This is a genomic window from Microbacterium aureliae (assembly GCF_054780155.1).
Window position 1 is genome coordinate 487850 of the sequence record NZ_BAAGWW010000002.1, and the last position, 18468, is coordinate 506317.

The 18468-nt window shown below is 73.2% G+C and carries 19 protein-coding genes; 12 read left to right on the top strand and 7 right to left on the bottom strand.

The features are described 5' to 3' along the window. The first annotated feature begins 31 nt into the window (after positions 1–31). The 3 genes from ACYVF4_RS08435 to ACYVF4_RS08445 all read left to right on the top strand — a co-directional run bounded on the left by ACYVF4_RS08435 (position 32) and on the right by ACYVF4_RS08445 (position 3076). Entirely contained in the window at positions 32–802 is a 771-nt protein-coding gene (locus ACYVF4_RS08435; protein ID WP_460721661.1) for an IclR family transcriptional regulator domain-containing protein, read from the top strand. Positions 803–893: 91 nt separating this feature from the next. Beyond that, positions 894–2057: a Gfo/Idh/MocA family protein gene (locus ACYVF4_RS08440; protein ID WP_460723088.1), complete on the top strand. Its 1164-nt coding sequence runs from the start codon at positions 894–896 to the stop codon at positions 2055–2057. 11 nt (positions 2058–2068) lie between these two features. Continuing rightward, positions 2069–3076 (top strand): sugar phosphate isomerase/epimerase family protein, encoded by a 1008-nt coding sequence (locus ACYVF4_RS08445; protein WP_460721663.1) that lies wholly within the window; start codon positions 2069–2071, stop codon positions 3074–3076. A gap of 28 nt (positions 3077–3104) precedes the next feature. Here the strand turns inward: ACYVF4_RS08445 and ACYVF4_RS08450 are convergent, their stop codons facing one another. Both ACYVF4_RS08450 and ACYVF4_RS08455 read right to left on the bottom strand, forming a co-directional pair. Next, positions 3105–4358 (bottom strand): ROK family protein, encoded by a 1254-nt coding sequence (locus tag ACYVF4_RS08450; RefSeq protein WP_460721665.1) that lies wholly within the window; start codon positions 4356–4358, stop codon positions 3105–3107. A gap of 69 nt (positions 4359–4427) precedes the next feature. Further along, positions 4428–4673, bottom strand: a complete 246-nt coding sequence (locus ACYVF4_RS08455) for a hypothetical protein (protein ID WP_460721667.1) — start codon at positions 4671–4673, stop codon at positions 4428–4430. Positions 4674–4712: 39 nt separating this feature from the next. Between ACYVF4_RS08455 and ACYVF4_RS08460 the strand changes: the two genes are divergently transcribed. Then, entirely contained in the window at positions 4713–5150 is a 438-nt protein-coding gene (locus ACYVF4_RS08460) for a MarR family winged helix-turn-helix transcriptional regulator (protein ID WP_460721669.1), read from the top strand. Between the two features lie 520 nt (positions 5151–5670). Here ACYVF4_RS08460 and ACYVF4_RS08465 read toward each other — a convergent pair. The 3 genes from ACYVF4_RS08465 to ACYVF4_RS08475 all read right to left on the bottom strand — a co-directional run bounded on the left by ACYVF4_RS08465 (position 5671) and on the right by ACYVF4_RS08475 (position 9669). Beyond that, the gene (locus tag ACYVF4_RS08465) at positions 5671–6429 is read right to left on the bottom strand and encodes an SDR family NAD(P)-dependent oxidoreductase (RefSeq protein ID WP_460721671.1); all 759 of its coding nucleotides are present in this window, start codon (positions 6427–6429) and stop codon (positions 5671–5673) included. Positions 6430–6857: 428 nt separating this feature from the next. After that, entirely contained in the window at positions 6858–8264 is a 1407-nt protein-coding gene (locus ACYVF4_RS08470; RefSeq protein WP_460723090.1) for an MFS transporter, read from the bottom strand. Positions 8265–8352: 88 nt separating this feature from the next. Beyond that, on the bottom strand, positions 8353–9669 hold the full coding sequence (locus tag ACYVF4_RS08475; RefSeq protein WP_460721673.1) for a peptide synthetase: 1317 nt from the start codon (positions 9667–9669) through the stop codon (positions 8353–8355). A 95-nt stretch (positions 9670–9764) separates the two neighbouring features. Between ACYVF4_RS08475 and ACYVF4_RS08480 the strand changes: the two genes are divergently transcribed. The 7 genes from ACYVF4_RS08480 (at position 9765) to ACYVF4_RS08510 (ending at position 15596) form a co-directional block, all read left to right on the top strand. After that, complete coding sequence (locus tag ACYVF4_RS08480) at positions 9765–10601, top strand: alpha/beta fold hydrolase (protein ID WP_460721675.1); 837 nt, start codon at positions 9765–9767, stop codon at positions 10599–10601. 52 nt (positions 10602–10653) lie between these two features. Then, a complete protein-coding gene (locus tag ACYVF4_RS08485) occupies positions 10654–11373 on the top strand; it encodes a GNAT family N-acetyltransferase (RefSeq protein WP_460721677.1) in 720 nt (239 codons plus the stop codon). A gap of 62 nt (positions 11374–11435) precedes the next feature. After that, the gene (locus tag ACYVF4_RS08490) at positions 11436–11585 is read left to right on the top strand and encodes a hypothetical protein (RefSeq protein ID WP_460721679.1); all 150 of its coding nucleotides are present in this window, start codon (positions 11436–11438) and stop codon (positions 11583–11585) included. A 47-nt stretch (positions 11586–11632) separates the two neighbouring features. Then, entirely contained in the window at positions 11633–12766 is a 1134-nt protein-coding gene (menC, locus tag ACYVF4_RS08495; RefSeq protein WP_460721681.1) for an o-succinylbenzoate synthase, read from the top strand. 3 nt (positions 12767–12769) lie between these two features. Continuing rightward, positions 12770–13651 carry a hypothetical protein gene (locus ACYVF4_RS08500; protein ID WP_460721683.1) on the top strand — a complete coding sequence of 294 codons (882 nt, stop codon included), beginning with the start codon at positions 12770–12772 and terminating at the stop codon, positions 13649–13651. Between the two features lie 77 nt (positions 13652–13728). After that, positions 13729–14097, top strand: coding sequence for a DUF4870 domain-containing protein (locus ACYVF4_RS08505; protein WP_460721685.1), 369 nt, complete (start codon positions 13729–13731; stop codon positions 14095–14097). A gap of 113 nt (positions 14098–14210) precedes the next feature. After that, positions 14211–15596 carry a glycine--tRNA ligase gene (locus ACYVF4_RS08510; RefSeq protein ID WP_460723092.1) on the top strand — a complete coding sequence of 462 codons (1386 nt, stop codon included), beginning with the start codon at positions 14211–14213 and terminating at the stop codon, positions 15594–15596. A gap of 194 nt (positions 15597–15790) precedes the next feature. Here ACYVF4_RS08510 and ACYVF4_RS08515 read toward each other — a convergent pair whose 3' ends face one another. Both ACYVF4_RS08515 and ACYVF4_RS08520 read right to left on the bottom strand, forming a co-directional pair. Next, positions 15791–16216: a DUF1801 domain-containing protein gene (locus ACYVF4_RS08515; RefSeq protein WP_460721687.1), complete on the bottom strand. Its 426-nt coding sequence runs from the start codon at positions 16214–16216 to the stop codon at positions 15791–15793. After that, a complete protein-coding gene (locus ACYVF4_RS08520; RefSeq protein ID WP_460721688.1) occupies positions 16213–16788 on the bottom strand; it encodes an HhH-GPD-type base excision DNA repair protein in 576 nt (191 codons plus the stop codon). The genes ACYVF4_RS08515 and ACYVF4_RS08520 overlap by 4 nt, the downstream gene beginning before the upstream one ends. Positions 16789–16847: 59 nt before the next feature. Between ACYVF4_RS08520 and ACYVF4_RS08525 the strand changes: the two genes are divergently transcribed. Further along, the gene (locus ACYVF4_RS08525) at positions 16848–18431 is read left to right on the top strand and encodes a protoporphyrinogen/coproporphyrinogen oxidase (protein ID WP_460721690.1); all 1584 of its coding nucleotides are present in this window, start codon (positions 16848–16850) and stop codon (positions 18429–18431) included. Positions 18432–18468: the final 37 nt, after the last annotated feature.

Consider the following 18468-nt stretch of genomic DNA (forward strand, 5'->3'; position numbering starts at 1 on the left):
CGGCTCGTCCACCCACGATCCAGGAGAGCGCGTGCCCGAGAAGCAGTCCGACGATTTCGTCCAGTCCCTCGCCCGGGGCCTCGCCGTGATCCGCGCCTTCGACGCGCAGCACCCCGCGTTGACGCTCAGCGAGGTCGCGCGCCGCGCGGAGCTGACCCGGGCGGCGGCCGGGCGGTTCCTGCGCACGCTCGAGACACTCGGCTACGTCCGCAGCGACGGTCGTGACTTCTCGCTCACGCCCCGCGTGCTCGAGCTCGGCTTCAGTTACCTGTCGGCGCTGACGCTGCCCGAGGTGGTCCAGCCCCACCTCGAGCGGCTGTCCCGCGCGACAGACGAGTCGGTGTCGGCGGCGGTCCTCGACGCCGCTGACATCGTCTACGTCGCCCGCGTCCCCACGCGTCGCATCATGAGCGTGGGCATCACGATCGGCACGCGGTTCCCGGCGTTCGCCACGAGCATGGGCCGCGTTCTTCTGGCCGGGATGCCGGAGGGCGAGCGCGCGGCCGTCCTCGCGGCATCCGAGCTGGCGCACCTCACCGACCGCACGCTGACCGACCCGGGTGCGCTGGCCGCCGAGCTGGATCGGGTGCGGCGACAGGGGTGGGCCCTGGTGGACGGCGAGCTCGAGGTGGGACTGCGCTCGATCGCCGTGCCGCTGCACGGTCGGGACGGCCGGAGCATCGCCGCCCTCAACGTCGCGGCGAGCGCGAACCGCGGCACCGCCGAGGAGCTGATCGAGGCCTGCCTGCCGTCCCTGCGCGAGACGGCCGCGGCCGTCGAGGCGGAGCTGCGCCTGCTGTAGCCGCCGGCCTTCCCTTATGTTGCATTCAGACATTTAGTCTGAGCGAATGATGAGGAATTCCCGAACGGCCGGCGAACGGCTGCGCGTGGCGATGATCGGCTACGGCTTCATGGGCTCGGCGCACTCGGTGGGCTGGCGTCAGGCGCCCCGGATGTTCGACTTGCCCGTCGGCGTCGAGATGGCGGTGCTGGTGGGGCGCAACCCCGAGGCGGTGGCCGCCGCGGCCGAGAAGTGGGGCTGGGCGGAGTCGGCGACGGACTGGCGCGAGGTGATTGAACGCTCCGACATCGACATCGTCGACATCGTCACGCCGGGGGACTCCCACGCCGAGATCGCGATCGCCGCGCTCGAAGCGGGCAAGCACGTGCTGTGCGAGAAGCCGCTGGCCAACACCGCCGGCGAGGCGCAGGCGATGGCGGATGCCGCTGCGCGCGCGGCCGCGGACGGCGTGCGGGCGATGGTCGGCTTCACCTACCGCCGGGTTCCCGCGGTCACGCTGATGCGCGACCTGATCGCCGAGGGCCGGATCGGCAGGGTGCAGCAGGTGCGGGCCGCCTACCAGCAGGACTGGCTGGTGGACCCGCAGCTGCCGCTCGGCTGGCGCCTGCAGAAGGAGCACGCCGGCTCGGGAGCGCTGGGCGACATCGGCGCGCACATCGTCGACATGACGCAGTTCGTGACGGGTCTCGAGGTCGAGGCGGTGTCGGGCACGATCGAGACGATCGTGAAGCAGCGCCCTGTGCTCGGCGAGCGCGTGGGCTTCACCGGCGTCGCGGGGTCCGAGCTCGGGGACGTCACCGTCGACGATCTGGCGCTTTTCACCGGCCGGCTCGCCGGCGGGGCGCTCGCCTCGTTCGAGGCGACCCGCTTCGCCACGGGCCGCAAGAACGCGCTGTCGATCGAGGTCTCGGGTGACAAGGGCGCCCTGCGCTTCGAGCTCGAGGACCTCAACACGCTGTGGTTCTACGACCGCACGGCCGAGGCCGGGATGCAGGGCTTCACCCGGATCCTCGTCACCGAGGCGCAGCATCCCTACGTCGCGGCGTGGTGGCCGGCCGGGCACGTGCTCGGCTACGAGCATGGCTTCAGCCACCAGGTGGTGGACCTCGTCACCGGCATCGCCGAGGGCACGGATCCGCACCCCACCTTCGCCGACGGGCTCAGCGTGCAGCGCGTGCTGGACGCCGTCGAGCGCAGCTCGCAGAACGACTCGGCCTGGACGCGCACGACCGCGCCGGCACCGGCATCCGTCTGAGGAGGACGAACATGGCACGACCGATCACGCTGTTCACCGGCCAGTGGGCCGACCTGCCCTTCGAAGAGGTCGCGCGCCTCGCCGGCGAATGGGGGTACGACGGGCTCGAGATCGCCTCGTGGGGTGACCACATCGACGTCTCGCGATGGGACGACGAGGCGTACGTGCAGTCCCGCCGCGACATCCTCGAGCGCAACGGGCTGAAGGTGTGGACGATCTCGAACCACCTCGCAGGTCAAGCCGTGTGCGACGACCCGATCGACGAGCGCCACCGGGACATCCTCAACGACCGGGTGTGGGGCGACGGCGACCCCGAGGGCGTGCGGCAGCGCGCCGCCGAGGAGCTGAAGATGACCGCGCGGTTCGCCGCGAAGCTCGGCGTGAAGACCGTCACCGGCTTCACCGGGTCGTCGATCTGGAAGGCGGTGGCGATGTTCCCGCCCGCCTCGGACGCCTACATCGCCGCCGGCTACCAGGACTTCGCCGACCGCTTCCACCCGATCCTCGACGTGTTCGAAGAGGTCGGCGTGCGCTTCGCGCTCGAGGTGCACCCCTCCGAGATCGCCTACGACTACTGGACCACCAAGGCCACGCTCGAGGCGATCGGGCACCGCAAGAGCTTCGGCATCAACTTCGACCCCTCCCACTTCATGTGGCAGCAGCTGGACCCGGTGGCGTTCGTCCTGGACTTCGCCAACCACATCTTCCACGTCCACGTGAAGGAGTCCGTCACCAACCTCGACGGCCGCAACGGCGTGCTCGGCTCGCACCTGCCGTGGGCGAACCCCCGACGCGGCTGGACGTTCGTGTCGACCGCGCACGGCGAAGTCCCGTGGGAGCCGCTGTTCCGCGCGCTCAACGCGATCGGCTACACCGGACCGACGTCGGTCGAGTGGGAGGACGCGGGCATGGACCGGCTGCACGGCGCCCCCGAGGCGATCGAGTTCGTGCGCACCCTCAACGCCATCACCCCGCCGGCCGCCGCGTTCGACGCCGCGTTCTCGACCAAGGCCGACTGAGTGGACTGGCGTCCGCGGACGTCGCTCGTCAGGATGCCCGGTGCGAGGTGGCCGTGGACGGACGTCCCTCTGCGAACCAGCGGGGGAACGTGATCTCGAAGAGCTGTTCGCGCGCGAGTTCCGCGCCGCCACGAAGGGGTTCGCGCCGGTCGTCGACGGACTGCAAGATCGTCAGGTCGCGGGTCGCCAGGGGGAGTGAGAGCTCGTACACCCGCTGCCGGACCTCGGCGAGATACAGCTCCCCCGCCGCGGCCACAGCGCCGCCGATGACGATGACGCCGGGGTTGAAGACGTTGACGAGAGTCGCGACCGACTCGCCGACGACGTGCGCCGACGCCTGGATGAGCGCGATCGCCAGGGCGTCTCCGTCCTCTGCCGCGCGCGAGATGGTCTCGGGGGTGAGGGACTCCGCCTGGGCCAGTCGGCCGCCCGCGCCGGCGGCGAGTCTCGCCTCGGCATCCCGTACCAGGGCCCAGCCGCCGGCGACCGCCTCGAGGCAGCCCACCTTGCCGCATCGGCACTGCGCATCCGCGTCGCGCACCCGCACGTGGCCGATGTCGCCCGCGGCCCCGTTCGCGCCGCGGTGCAGCCGGCCGTGCGACAGCAGCCCCGCGCCGATCCCCGAGCCCACCTTCACGTAGATCAGGTCCGCGTGCTGGCCGCGCCGTCGGGCCCGCTCGCTGAGGGCGAGCAGATTCACGTCGTTGTCGACCCAGACCGGGGCGTCGAAGCGCTGCTCGAATCGACGTTTGACGTCGAACCCGTTCCAGCCGGGCATGATCGGCGGGGCCACCGGGCGGCCGGTGTCGAAGTCCACCGGGCCCGGAACCCCCACGACGACCGCCCACACCGGGGCCTCGCCGTTGCGGTCGACGAGCTCGTCAATCATCGCCATCACGACGTCGAGCGTGTCGGCGGGGCCGGTGGCGATGTCCCACGACCGGTGGGTCTGATCGACGATGTCGCCATCGAGCGCGGTGATGCCCACGTGGATGTGCAGGGCGCCCAGCGCGCACACGATGATGCGGCCCGCCTCGGCGCGGAACCGGAGCGTGCGAGGCGCGCGACCGCCCGACGAGGGGCCGAAGTCGCCGTCCTCGAGGAAGCCCATCTCGATGGCGCGGTCCACCCGCTGCGTCACCACGCCTCGTCCGAGACCTGTGAGGCGACCGATCTCGGGCCTCGTGCTGGCTTCTCCGGTGCGAACGAGGTTCACGATCCGCAGCAGGCTGGTGACTTCGTCGGTCTGCGCGCCGAAGCGCAGAGTGGACTCGCTGGCCATGCTCGATCGTGGCACACTCCGCTCACGAGCCACGCCCGTGCGGACGGCGACGCGGCCCCGACGGGTCGCCTAAGGGCAGCGCATGAGGGGCTTCGGCCCGGAACGGTCGAACTCGTGCGACGACATCGGGTGACCGCACAGCGGGCAGGGGCGCTCGGTGCGCACCGGCTCGGGCTCGGTGTCGTACGGCCCGACGGCGGCGGGGCCCGCGGCCCGCACCAGCCGGTCGTTCAGGAACGCGTACCACCCGCCGGCCGCGCGCACCCGCTCGCGCAGGGGAGGACGGTTCGCAGCATCCGGATTGGTTCGTGGCACAACCGTTAGTGTACGAAACAATCGCGTTATGATCAATCCGTGAACGACGACGACCTGCTGCGCCTCGAGAACCAGCTGTGCTTCGCGCTGGTGACCGCTGCCCGCAACGTGGTCGCCGTCTACCGACCGGTGCTCGAGCCTCTCGGGCTCACGCATCCGCAGTACCTCGTGATGCTCGTGCTGTGGGAGCAGTCGCCGCGGTCGCTGGGCGACCTCGCCGAGGAGCTCGCGATGGAACCGGCGACGCTGTCGCCCCTCGTCAAGCGCCTCGAGGCGCAGGGGCGCGTGACCCGCTCCCGCCGGCCGAGCGACGAGCGCGTGCTCGAGATCGCCCTCACCGACGAGGGGCGCGCGCTGCGCCGCGCGGCGCTGAAGGTTCCCGAGCGGGTCATGGCGCGCGTCGGCATGGACGTCGCCCAGGTCGCCGCCCTGCGCGACGGCCTCGCGCCGTTCGCGGGTCGCCGCGTCGGCGCCTGACGCGGCGGGCGGCGGCCGTCGGGTTGGGTTGCGGCGGGTGGGTACGTCCGCGCTCAGGTGCACGTTTTCTGTTGCGGCGCAGCAGATCTGCACCGCCCCCGCAGAGAAGTGGCGCCCTCGCGCGGCGCACCCGCAGAATCGGGGCGCCGCAGCAGCGAACGTGCGCCCCACCGCGAACGTGCGCCGCGACCGCGAACGTGCGCTGCACCTGCGGTCGTCGCCGCAACCGCGGTCTGACGCCCCACCTGCGGTCGGCGCCGCGCCCTCACGCACACTCGTCCGCAGGTTGACGCTGTTTGCGGTCACCGGTGCCGGCGGTGACAAATGCGGTCATCTCGGGCGCTGGCTCGCGGGGTTGACGCTGGTTGCTGTCACCGGGGCGGGTGGTGACGGATGCGGTCAACTCGGGCGCGCGCTCGCGCGCGGGGTTGACGCTGTTCGCGGTCACCGGGGCGGGTGGTGACGGATGCCGTTATCTCGGGCACCGCCCGCGGACGCCCCGCGCCGCGTCTCCCGAGCGTCAGCCGCGCGCGATGCAGTCGGCCAGGTACTTCGAGCCCGCGGAGGAGGTCGCCCCGCCGTCCACGGGAATCTCGGCGCCGGTGATGTACGCGGCGGCATCCGAGAGCAGGAAGGCAATGGTGCCGGCCACGTCATCCGGTCGGCCCAGGCGTTCCAGGGTGGTCAGCGCGAGCTGCGCGTCGCGCATCCCTGCAGGAGCCCCGGAGGTCATCGGCGTCTCGATGAATCCGGGATGGACGATGTTGACCCTGATGCCGCGCGGCCCCAGCTCGGTCGCCGCAGCGTGCGTGAGCCCCCGCAGTCCCCACTTCGACGCGGTAAACGCGACGGGGTAGTGCCCGTTGAGCGCCGCCGAAGAACCGACGTTCACGATCGACGCACCTCGCGCCATCAGCGGCGCCAGCGCCTGGATGGCGAGCATCGCCCCGGTGAGGTTCACAGCGAGCACGCGGTCCCAGTCCTCACGCTCGACCGTGCCGAGTCGCGCGCGGTGGGTGATGCCGGCGTTGTTGACCAGCCCGCGGACCGGCCGGCCGGCGAGCGAGTCAGCGAGCTCTCGCCACGCGGACTCGTCGGCGACGTCGAACGCGCGGCGACGCGCACCCGGCGGAAGGCCGCGGAATGCGGCATCCGGTCGATCGATCGCGACCACGTCTACCCCGGATGCCGCGAGCAGGATCACGAGCGCAAGCCCCTGACCGCCGGCGGCTCCGGTCACGACGACGGTGGACCCCGAGAGTCCTGCGAACCCATCCATGCCTCGACGCTAGGTCGCGCCGCGCAACCCCGGAACGCCCGATCGCTGATGCCGCACATCGCCGATTCGGAACCCGCGCACTCCGCCCGCCCCTGCGACCGCGAGACTGCATTTCCGTGCCGAGAGCGTGTGTTCACACCGCCGTCTGGCCGCAGAGATGCAGTCTCGCGGCAGGGGGACCGTGCCGCGCCCGTTTCGCGACGGATGCCGCCATCTCCGGCACGCGCCCGCGGGCGGGGTTGACGCTGTTCGCGGTCACCGGCGCCGGTAGCGGCGGATGCGGTCAACTCGGGCGGTCGCTCACGCGCGGGGTTGACGCTGTTTGCGGTTTCCGGGGCGGGTGGTGACGGATGCGGTCAACGCCACCACCCAGCCGCGCGCGGGGTTGACCCGTTCGCGGTCACCGCAAAGCGTGGCGACGGATGCCGTCAACCCGCGTCGCGCAGGGACGGATGCCGCTCGTGCGGGTCGCGGGCGCGGGGGATGAACAGCGCCACCCCGAGCGCGAACACGGCCGCGACGCCGCCGAGCACGAACGACAGCTGGAACGCGAAGGGGGAGGGGACCGGCATCCCGTCGAGGCCGACCGTGTAGGTGGCCAGGACCGCGCCGATGACCGCGGCGGCCGAGCTCGTCCCGAGCGACCGGAACAGCGCGTTCAGTCCGTTCGAGGCGCCCGTCTCGGTCTGCGGCACGGACCGCATGATGAGCATCGGCATCGCGGCGTAGCCGAAGCCGATGCCGACCCCGATCAGCAGGTTCGCCACCACGAGCTGCCACACCTCGGACGAGAACAGCAGCGTGAAGCCGTACGCCACGATGAGCGACAGCGCGCCGAGGATCAGCAGCAGCTTGGGCCCGACGGTGCGGGCCATGCGGCCCGAGAAGGGCGAGAGCACCATCATCACCAGGCCCGCCGGCATGACGACCAGGCTCGCGCCCAGCAGCGACAGCCCGAAGCCGCCGGTGGCCACGGGCAGCTCGAGGATCTGGGGGTAGGCGACGTTCGACGCGAACAGCGCGAAGCCCATCGCGATCGAGGCGATGTTGGTCAGCAGCACCGCCGGGCGGGCGGCGACCCGCAGGTCCAGCAGCGGCTCGGGGATCCGCAGCTCGAACCAGCCCCACGCCAGCAGCACGACCACCCCGCCGACGCCGCACGCGAGGATCGCCGGCGAAGTCCAGCCCCACTCGTTGCCGCGCGAGATCGCCAGCAGGATGCCGACGAGTCCCACGGTGAGCCCGGCCGCGCCGACGAAGTCGAACCGGCCGGCCGTCCGCAGCACGCTCACCGGCACGATCCACAGCACGAGGCCGAACACGACGACACCCAGGCCCGCCGCCACCCAGAACAGCAGGTGCCAGTCGCTGCGCTCGGTGATGAGCGCGCTGATCGGAAGGCCCAGCGCGCCGCCGACGCCCAGGGTCGCGCTGATGAGGGCGATGGCGGCATCCACCCGGTTCTCGTGCAGCACGTCCCGCAGGATCGAGATGCCCAGCGGCACGACGCCGGTGACCGCTCCCTGCAGGGCACGCCCCACGATCACCCCGACGAGGTCGGTGGACAGCGCGGCGATGACGGACCCGACCACCAGCAGCGCCACGAGCACCAGCACGATGCGCCGCTTGCCGTACATGTCGCCCAGCCGGCCCGAGATCGGTGTGATCACCGCCGAGGCCAGCAGCGTCGAGGTCACCACCCACGCGGTGTCCTCGCGGCCGGCGTCCAGCAGCTCGGGCAGCTTGGACTGGATCGGCACGACCAGCGTGAACATGAACGACGACGCCAGCCCCGCGGCGGCCAGCACGGCGACGATGGCCCACTGCGGCGGCATCCAGGTCAGTCGGTGGCGCAGCTGTTCGTCCCGACCCATCCGACGAGGCTATCCCGCCCGTGGGCGAGCGAGGGCGGATGCCGCCGGCTCAGCCCACCGGCACGCGCACCGCGGCCCGCTCCCGCAGGCCTGCGGTGACGGCATCCACCCACATCCCCACGTTCGCCACGGCCTCGGGGGTGTCGGGGCAGCGGTACCGCAGGTGCAGGCCGGAGTCGTTGACGATGAACCACACCATGACGTCGTCGGACTCGATGACGCTCGAGACGTACTGGATCTCGAGGCCCGGCGACAGCGACACCGGCAGCCGGCGGGTGTCCAGCCACGACAGCGCGAACATGCCGGGCGCGGTGGGCATCCCGCCGTAGGGCGCGAGGATCGGCGCCAGCGGGTGCGAGCCGAGCGTCATCGCCTGCCGCACCGCGGCCGCGCACGCGACCGGGTCGGGATCGGCGCATTCGAGCACCGAGTTCGTGATGAACCAGCCCACCGCGTCGTGCCAGCGCCTCTCGAACCGGCTGTGGACGGGGAACACCGCCCGCAGCGGCGCGCCGGCGAGCTCGCGCGTCACGCGCGCGAGCTCGGACATCGCCAGCGCCGCAGGCCCCACGCCCTGCTCGCGCGCCAGCCCGGCGAAACGCTCCGTCTCGGCGCCGTCCAGCACGTCCCGCACCTCGACGACGGCCGGCCGTGCGGTCGACAGGTCGCCGAGCGGCAGGGGGAACAGCGGCATCGTCCCGCCCTCGGCGTCCAGGATCTCGGCCCACCGCTCGGCGACGCCGGCGGGCGCCGGCGGCAGCTCCTCGAGCACGCGGGTGTGGGTCGCGAAGGACTCCACCGGCTCCAGCGCCGCTCCCGGACTCCGCCCGGCCGCGACATCGGCCAGGCACCCGACGAGGTCGTGCACGAGCACGAGCAGCGACCACATGTCCACGTGCGCGTGGTCGGAGCCGAGGATCACCACGGGGCGGCGGTCGCCGGCATCCGGGATCACGAGGATCATGCGGTGCGAGGGCCGCGCGAACGGCCGGCACGCGGCGTCGAACACCGCGCGGACGACGTCGCGCGTCTCGGCTGCGCCGGGCACCGGATGCCGCCGCCACGCGCCGCCGGTCACCTCGACCTCGTGCAGCACGACGTCCTCGCCCTCCCGGGCGAAGACCGTCCGCAGCGTCCCGTGCCGCGCGACGACCGCATGCCAGGCGGACGCGAGGGCGTCGGGTGCGGTGTCCTCGGGCAGGCGGAACGCGATCGACATCCACGACCCGGGGCGGTCGCCGCCGCCGACGTGCCGGCGCTGGTCGAACGACACCGGCAGGGGTGCTCCGGGGCCGGACACCTCGAGCGCATAGCTGTGGACCTCCCCCGCGGGAAGGCCCATCCGGGCGACGTTCGTCAGGCGCATCGGCCGTAGTGTAGGGGGCTCAGGTTTCGTGCGACGCCGCTTTCGTGTCGGGCCGGTGAACGCCGGCCGGGCGGCGTTCCGGGAAGGAGCGGCCGGTGATCGAGGTGAACGGCGCCCGGCTCGACTTCGATCTGACCGGTGACGACGGGCCGCTGGTCGTCCAGCTGCACGGGCTCACCTCGAGCAGGTCGCGCGACGCGCAGCTGGGGCTGGACCTCGGGCGCGCGCTGCGCGGGCATCGCATCCTGCGCCTGGACGCGCGCGGCCACGGCGGATCCAGCGGCACCGCCGACCCCGCCGACTACACGTGGGACCGCCTCGCCGACGACCTGCTCGCCGCGCTGGACGTCATCGCGCCCGGCGAGACCGTGCACGGGCTCGGCCCGTCCATGGGCACCGGAACCCTCCTGCACGCGGCCCTGCGCGACCGCACGCGGTTCGAGAGCCTGACGCTCATGCTGCCGCCGACGGCGTGGGGCACGCGCCGCGCGCAGGCCGACGTCTACCTCGCCGGCGCCGACCTTGTCGAGCGCGGGGGCGTGGCCGCCTTCGTCGAGCTCGGCAGCACCACCCCGGTCCCGCCCGCCCTCGCCGGCGCCCCCCAGACCGGCCCGGCCGTCGCCGAGCGACTGCTGCCCACGGTGCTGCGCGGCGCCGCGCGCGCCGACCTGCCGCCCAAGAAGGCGCTCGCCGAGATCACCGTGCCGACGCTGATCCTGGCGTGGACGGGCGACCACACCCACCCGCTGCGGACCGCGACGAAGCTCGACGCGCTGCTGCCCCACAGCCGCCTGGTCGTCGCGCGCACCCCCTACGGCGTCATGGCGTGGCCGGGCCTGTTCGCCGAGCACGTCATCACCGCCGGCGTCGAGTCGCCCACGACCGGGGTCATCGAGATCCCGGGCGGCCGGCCCGCCCGCGCCCCGGCCTGACGGCTGCGCGGACTCACCCGAACGCGCGTCGCGAGCGGCGTAGGGTGAGGCCATGGCCGACCTTTCCACCGAGACGCCGCCGGGCATCGACATCCGCCCCCTCGCCACCGTCGAGCAGGTCTTCGCCGCCTCGGCCGTGCTGTCCGAGGTGTGGGGCGGCGACAAGTCGGGCATGCCGCCGAACCTGCTGCGCGCCCTCGCGCACTCGGGCAACTACGCCGTCGGGCTCTACGCCGGCGAGCGCATGGTCGGGGCATCCGTGGCCTTCTTCGCCGAGCCTGCCGCGCGGTCGATGCACAGCCACATCACCGGCGTCCTGCCCGAGGTCCGCAGCCAGGGGCTCGGCCGCATCCTCAAGCAGCACCAGCGCGAGTGGGCCCTCGCGCGGGACGTCGGGCACATCACGTGGACCTTCGACCCCCTCGTCGCCCGCAACGCCCACTTCAACCTGCGCGTGCTCGGCACGCGGGTCACCGAGTACCTCGTGAACCACTACGGACCCATGGACGACGGCGTCAACCGCGGCGACGAGTCCGACCGCGTCATGGTGTCGTGGGCGGTCGCGGCCCGGCCCGTCCCCACCCCCGGCCCCGACCTCGTGGTCGCCCACGTCCCCGTGCCACATGACATCGAGTCGATGCGGCGCGACAACCCCGCGGATGCCGCCGCCTGGCGCACCCGCGTGCGCGACGCCGTCCTGGCCCACCTGGGCGAGGGGCTCGTCATCGGCGGCTTCGACGACGACCTCGGCTACCTGTTCGTCCGGCCCTGATCGCGGCGCCCGCGTATCAGCGGGCCGGCGTGCGCCTCCTTCATCTCGACCGAGGAGGCATCATGCGCGAGCACATCGAGACCCTGATCCAGGCGTGGAGCGAGCACCGCGAGGACCGCGGGCACCGCGTCCGCCGGCCGCGGCGCGGCGAGCCGCGCGTGGCGCGTTCCACGTTCGTGCCGGTGCTGCGCGGCATGCGCGTCGCCCACTGAGCGTTCGGGCCGGCCGCTACGTCCCGGGCCCGGCGTACGCTGAGCCCATGCCCATCGCCCGGCCCACGGCATCCGTCGCCCTCGACGGGATCGAGCTGCGCGTGCTGCACCTGCCGCTCGTGTCGCCGTTCACGACGTCGTTCGGCACCGAGACGGTGCGCGAGGTGATCGTGGTGCGGGCGCGCACGGCGGACGGCGACGGGTGGGGCGAGGTCGTCACGGGCGCCGCCCCGCTGTACTCCAGCGAGTACACCCAGTCGGCGTGGGACGTGGCCTTGCGGTGGCTCGGCCCCGCGCTGCTGGACCACGGCCCGATCGCGCCCGAGCAGGTCGCGTCGGTGCTCGAGCCGTTCAAGGGGCACCGCATGGTCAAAGCCGGGCTCGAGCTCGCCGTCCTCGACGCCGCGCTGCGGTCCGAGTCGCGCTCGTTCGCCGAGTACCTCGGCGCCGTCCACGACCGGGTGCCGAGCGGCGTGTCGGTGGGCATCCAGCGCGACCCCGCCGCGCTCGTCGAGACCGTCCGCGGCTACCTCGACGAGGGCTACGTGCGGATCAAGATCAAGATCAAGCCCGGGCGCGACGTCGCCGACACCGCCGCCGTGCGCGACGCCTTCGGGGCGATCCCGCTGCAGGTCGACGCGAACTCCGCCTACACCCTGACCGACCTCGACACGCTCGCCGAGCTCGACCGCTTCGACCTGCTGCTCATCGAGCAGCCGCTGCAAGAGGACGACATCGTCGACCACGCAGCCCTCGCCCGCCACCTGCGCACGCCGGTGTGCCTGGACGAGTCCATCACCTCGCGCAAGGCCGCCGTCGATGCGCTGGCGCTCGGCTCGGCATCCGTCATCAACGTCAAGGCGGGGCGCGTGGGCGGCTATCTCGAAGCGGTCGCGATCCACGATCTCTGCCGGGATGCCGGCATCCCGGTGTGGTGCGGAGGCATGCTCGAGACCGGCATCGGGCGCGCCGCCAACGCCGCGCTGGCCGCCCTTCCCGGCTTCACGCTGCCGGGCGACATCTCGGCGTCGGGACGCTTCTACGCTCGCGACATCGTCACCGAGCCCGCCGTCCTCGAGGACGGCCACGTCCGCGTGCCGCTCGGGCACGGCCTCGGGGTCGACATCGACCCGGTGGTGCTCGAGGACGCCACGGTCGCGCGCGAAGAGCTGCGCAGGTAGCCGGTGCGCCGGGTCGCTCCCGCGGTCGCGGCGCTGGTCCTCGCAGCCGCGCCGCTGGCAGGGTGCGACGGCGCCGCATCCCCCGCCGCGAGCGACGACGCCCCGCTCGGCGAGCGGGTGCAGGTGACGCTCGTGCAGCTGCGCGGCGACGTGGCCGCACGGCAGGCGCAGGTGCAGGTCGTGAACGTGTCGGAGACCCCCGTCACCGTCGGGGACGTCGCGGTGGTCGATCAGCGGTTCGACCGTGAGGCCGTCCGTGTCATCGCGGGCGGCTCGAGCGAGGTCGCCCCCGGCGGCAGAGTCGACGTGCGGGTCCATCTGCCGCAGGTCGACTGCACGGCGCCGCACGACGGCGAGCCCCGCGTGCGGCTCGCGCTCGCGGTCGGCGGCCGGAGCGAGGTCGTCACCGTGCCCGCCGGCGATCCCCTCGGCTTCGTCGCGCCGCTCCACGAGCGGGAGTGCCGCGCGATGCGGGTCTTCGAGGCGGCCGAGCTCTCGTTCGCCGGCTTCGACGCCGCGGCCCCGGGCGATGCGGCGGCGCTGCGCCTGCGGATCGCGCCGGTCGCCGCCGCCCCGGGCGCCCCCGCGGTGACGATCGAGGACGTGCAGCCCACCAACCTGCTGGAGTTCGCGGGCGAGGCCCCGGGCGCCGCCCATCCGATCGGCGTCCGCGCGACGCCGGGAGCGGCATCCGTCGAGATCGTCCTGCCGATCGTCCCGTCGCGGTGCGATCCGCACGCCGTGCAAGAGGACAAGCGCGGCACGATCTTCGACGTCCGCGTCGTCGTCGACGGCGACCCCGGAGAGATCGAGCTGTTCGTCGGCGAGACGCTGCGCGGCCGCATCCTGTCGTGGGTCGCCGACTGGTGCGGCTTCGGGCGCTGACCGCCGGCGGCCGACCAGGCGCCGCCCGGTTTGCCGACCCGCTGACGGCGGCCGGCGCCGCTCGGTATCGTGAGGGCGTGACCTCGACCCCGCCGCCCGCCTACGGCCCGCCCGCCCCGCCGCTCTCGCCCGCCGACGAGCGCCTGTGGGCGACCCTGATCCACCTCGGGGGGCTGTTCTTCGGCTTCCTCGCCCCGCTCATCGGCTACCTCGTGCTCAAGGACCGCGGACCCTTCATCCGCGCCCACACCGCCACGGCGCTGAACTTCCAGCTGACGCTGCTGATCGCCTACGTCGTGGGCAGCATCCTGGCGATCGTGTTCATCGGCATCCTGATCCTCATCGCCGCGTACGTGCTCGGCCTGGTCCTCGCCATCGTCGCGGCCGTCAAGGCCAACCAGGGCCAGTGGTACGAGTACCCGGCGGCGATCCGCTTCGTCCGCTGACCGCACGCCCCCGCGGGCGTGAGCCGCGGCATCCGCTCATCTAGAATCGACGGATGCCGCGACGCGGCGTTCCCCGCGCTCTCGCGCCCCCTCACCCGACCATTGGAGCCACCGTGGCCGAGCAGTCCCGCCTCGACAAAGTCATCGCCCTCGCCCGTCACCGCGGGTTCGTGTTCCAGGCCGGTGAGATCTACGGCGGCTCCCGCTCGGCGTGGGACTACGGCCCCCTCGGGACCGAGCTGAAGGAGAACATCCGCCGCCAGTGGTGGCAGACCTTCGTGCGCGGCCGCGGCGACATGGTGGGCCTGGACTCCTCGGTGATCCTGCCCAAGCGCGTGTGGGAGGCCTCGGGCCACGTCGCCACCTTCACCGACCCGCTCGTGGAGTGCCTGCAGTGCCACAAGCGGTTCCGCGCCGACAACCTCATCGAGGACTTCGAGGCGCGCAAGGGCCGCGCGGCCGAGAACGGTCTCGCCGACATCCCGTGCCCCAACTGCGGCACGAAGGGGCAGTACACCGAGCCCAAGGCGTTCTCGGGCCTGGTGAAGACCTATCTCGGCGTCGTCGACGACGAGTCGGGCCTGCACTACCTGCGTCCCGAGACCGCGCAGGGCATCTTCGTGAACTTCTCCAACGTCCTCACCGCCTCGCGCAAGAAGCCGCCGTTCGGCATCGGCCAGGTCGGCAAGGCGTTCCGCAACGAGATCACCCCCGGCAACTTCATCTTCCGCACGCGCGAGTTCGAGCAGATGGAGATCGAGTACTTCACGCCGCCCGCCGAAGCCGGCGAGTGGTTCGACCACTGGGTAGAGGCGTGCTGGAACTGGTTCGTGGACCTGGGCGTCGACCCCGACAACATGCGCCGCTTCGACGTCCCCGAGGACGAGCGCGCGCACTACTCCGCCGGCACGATCGACGTGGAGTACCGCTTCGGCTTCCCGGGCAAGGAGTGGGGCGAGCTCATGGGCATCGCCAACCGCACCGACTACGACCTCGGCAGCCACACCGAGGCGTCCGGCCAGAGCCTGACCTACTTCGACCAGGCGTCGGGCGACAAGTACATCCCGTACGTCATCGAGCCCTCGTTCGGCCTGACGCGGGCGATGATGGCGTTCCTCGTCGACGCCTACCGCGAGGAGGAGGCGCCCAACGCCAAGGGCGGCACCGACACCCGCACCGTCCTGGGTCTGGACCCCCGCCTCGCCCCGGTCAAGGCCGCGATCCTGCCGCTGTCTCGCAACGAGCGGCTGTCGCCGCTCGCGCGCGAGGTCGCCGACTCGCTGCGCGGCGACTGGAACATCGACTTCGACGACGCCGGAGCCATCGGTCGCCGCTACCGTCGCCAGGACGAGATCGGCACGCCCTTCTGCGTCACCGTGGACTTCGACTCGCTCGAGGACCGCGCCGTGACCGTCCGCGACCGCGACACCATGGCCCAGGAGCGCGTGCCCCTCGAGGGCCTCACCGCCTACCTCGCCGAGCGCCTGCGCGGCGCCTGACCCGCCCCGCGCGGGACGCGAGACGCGCCCGCCCGCGCCACCCCGCGCCGCGCGGTGCGGCGCGCGGGACGCGAGCCGCACCACCCACGACCGCGAGACTGCATCTCCGGCCCGAAACCGCGGTGTGAACCCACCGTGTCGGGACAGAGATGCAGTCTCGCGGTCGTTGCGCCGCGCGTCGCGGTCGCGCGCGGTCAGTCGGTGACGGTGATGCGCATGGCGTCGGCGCCGCCGTCGCGCACCCAGCGCTCGGTGTCGGTGAGGATTCCGCGGAGCGCCCCGAGGTCGACGGCCTCGAGATCCTTGAGGTACAGGCAGCCGGCGCCGGTGGTGTGGGGTCCGAGCGCCTCGAGGGCGGGCGTGTGGTCGGCGAACCCCGGGATCATGTAGATCGTCGTCGCCTGGCGCCGCGGCGAGAACGACAGCACCGGGATGTCGCCCTCGGTGCCGGTGGGGTAGCGGTAGTGGCACGCGCCGAAGCCGATGATCGTGCCCCACAGCTCGGGCTCGCGTCCGGTGATCTCGCCCATGAGAGCGACCAGTGTCTCGGCGTCCCGCCGCCGCGCCGCGGGAGCCACGCCCGCGATGAACGCCGCGACGCTGCCTCCGGTCTTCTTCACGACTTCGCCGCCTTCGCGGCGGCCTTCATCTCGCGCTTGTACTCGCGCACCTTGGTCAGGGACTCCGGTGAGGTGATGTCGGCCACCGAGCGGAACGACCCCTCGTCACCGTACGACCCCGCCGCCTCGCGCCAGCCGGCGCCGCGGTAGCCGTACTGCTTGCCGAGCAGAGCGAGGAAGATCCGCGCCTTCTGCTCGCCGAAGCCCGGCAGCGCCTTCAGCCGCTTCAGCACGGTCGCCCCGTCGGGGTCCCCCTGGGTCCAGATCGAGGCGGCATCCCCGCCCCAGTCCTCCTCGACCGCGCGGCACAGCGCCTGGACGCGCGAGGCCATGGAGCCGGGGTACCGGTGGACGGCGGGCGTGGCCTTGAACAGCTCGGCGAAGGCGTCCGGGTCGAACGAGGCGAGGGCGGCGGCGTCGAAGGTCCCGGCGCGCTCGGCGATCTTCAGCGGACCGGCGAAGGCGGTCTCCATCGCGACCTGCTGGTCCAGCAGCATCCCGATCAGCAGGGCGAGCGGGTCGTCGGTGAGCAGCCGGTCGGCGGCGGCGTCGCCGGTGATGTGCAGCGTCATGCCGCCATCCTCGCACCGCTCGCCCGCGGCCGCTCCCGCCGGGGTGCGAGGATGGCTGCGTGGCCGACAGCACCGAGAGCCTTCCCGATCTCATCGCGCTCGCGCACGAGCGCCACGTGGTCGTGATCGGGGCGGGCGTGGCGGGCCTGGTCGCCGCGCTCGAATGCGCGAAGGTCGGCCTGCGCGTGATCGTCGTGGACCCGGATGCCGGCTCCGCCGCCGGGCGCCTCGACCTCGACGGGCTCGCCGTCCCCGCGGCGGCGTCCGACGACGACCTCGGCGACGCGGCGCGGTCTCTGCTCGCCGAACTCGGCCTCGACGACGCGATCCGCGACCACGCGGCGGATCGGCCCTGGATCGCGGGGCTTCCCCTGGGGGCGGCGCCGCTCCCGGCCGAGACCGTGCTCGGCATCCCCGCCAACCCGTGGGCGGACGACGTCCGCGCGCTGATCGGCTGGCGGGGCGCATGGCGCGCGTACCTCGACCGGCTCCGCCCGCCGCTGACCATCGGCGTCGAGCGCGACCTCGCGCGCCTGGTCGGCTCGCGCATGGGGGCGCGGATCCTCGACCGCATGGTCGCCCCCGTCGTCGCAGGCCGCTTCGGCCTGACCCCGAGCGACCTCGACGTCGACCTCGCCGCGCCCGGCCTGAACACCGCCCTCACGCGGACGGGATCCCTCGCCGCGGCCGTCGCCGAGCTGCGGCTGTCCGCGCCGGGCGCGTCACGGGGCGTCCTCGAGGGCGGGATGCCGCGCCTCGCCGACGCCCTGCGGGCCCGCCTCGCCGAGCTCGAGGTGCAGGTTCTCGTGGCGGACGTCGCCGGTCTGTCCCGCCGGCAGGACGACATCTGGGAGATCGAGACCCGGATGCCGGCGGATCACGCCGCCACGAGCGCCGACCCGGGCGCCGCCCCGGACTTGCCCGAACCCCCGGCGCGGATCGTGGCCGACGGGGTCGTGCTCGCGGCATCCGAGGGCGTCGTCCGGGCGCTGCTGGCGCCGCTGGCGGAACTGCCCGCGACACCGGCGGCGGTGGACGTCGAGACGGTGACGATGGTCGTCGACGCCCCGCAGGCGGGGGCGTCCGCCCGGTCCGTCGTCTTCCGCGTGCCGGGGTCGGGCCCGGCGGTCGCCGCCGTCGACGAGACGTCGCGCGCGCCGTGGCTCGCCGCCGCCGCGGGGCCGGACCGCCGCGTGCTGCGAGTGTCGTTCGGCACCAGCGCGACCGCGCCGGCGACCGCCGCCCTCGACGACTCCGCCGCCGTGGCGCTCGCCGTCGCCGAGGCGGTCGAGCTGCTCGGGATCCCGACGGTCCCGCGCGTCCGCGCCGCCGTCCGCACCCGCCGCACCGCCGTGCGCCCGGCCTCGGCGGCGGGTCACGCCGCGGGAACCGCCGCTCTGCGGACGGCCCTCCGGGCTGCCCTGGGGGCCGCCACCGCCGAGGGTGCCCCCGCGCCCCGGCCCGCGGAGCCGCGAACCGCCGGATCCCGGTCCGCCGCACCCCGACCCGCCGGCGCCGCCCCCGCGATCGCCGTCGTCGGCCCGTGGCTCGCGGGCAGCGAGCTCGACCGCACCATCGCGGACGCCGTGGCCGAGGCCGATCGCGTGCGCCGAGCGGTGCTGTGGACCGGCGGCGCGCCGTGATGATGGCGATTCCCAGGCGAATGTCAAGGGCGGATGC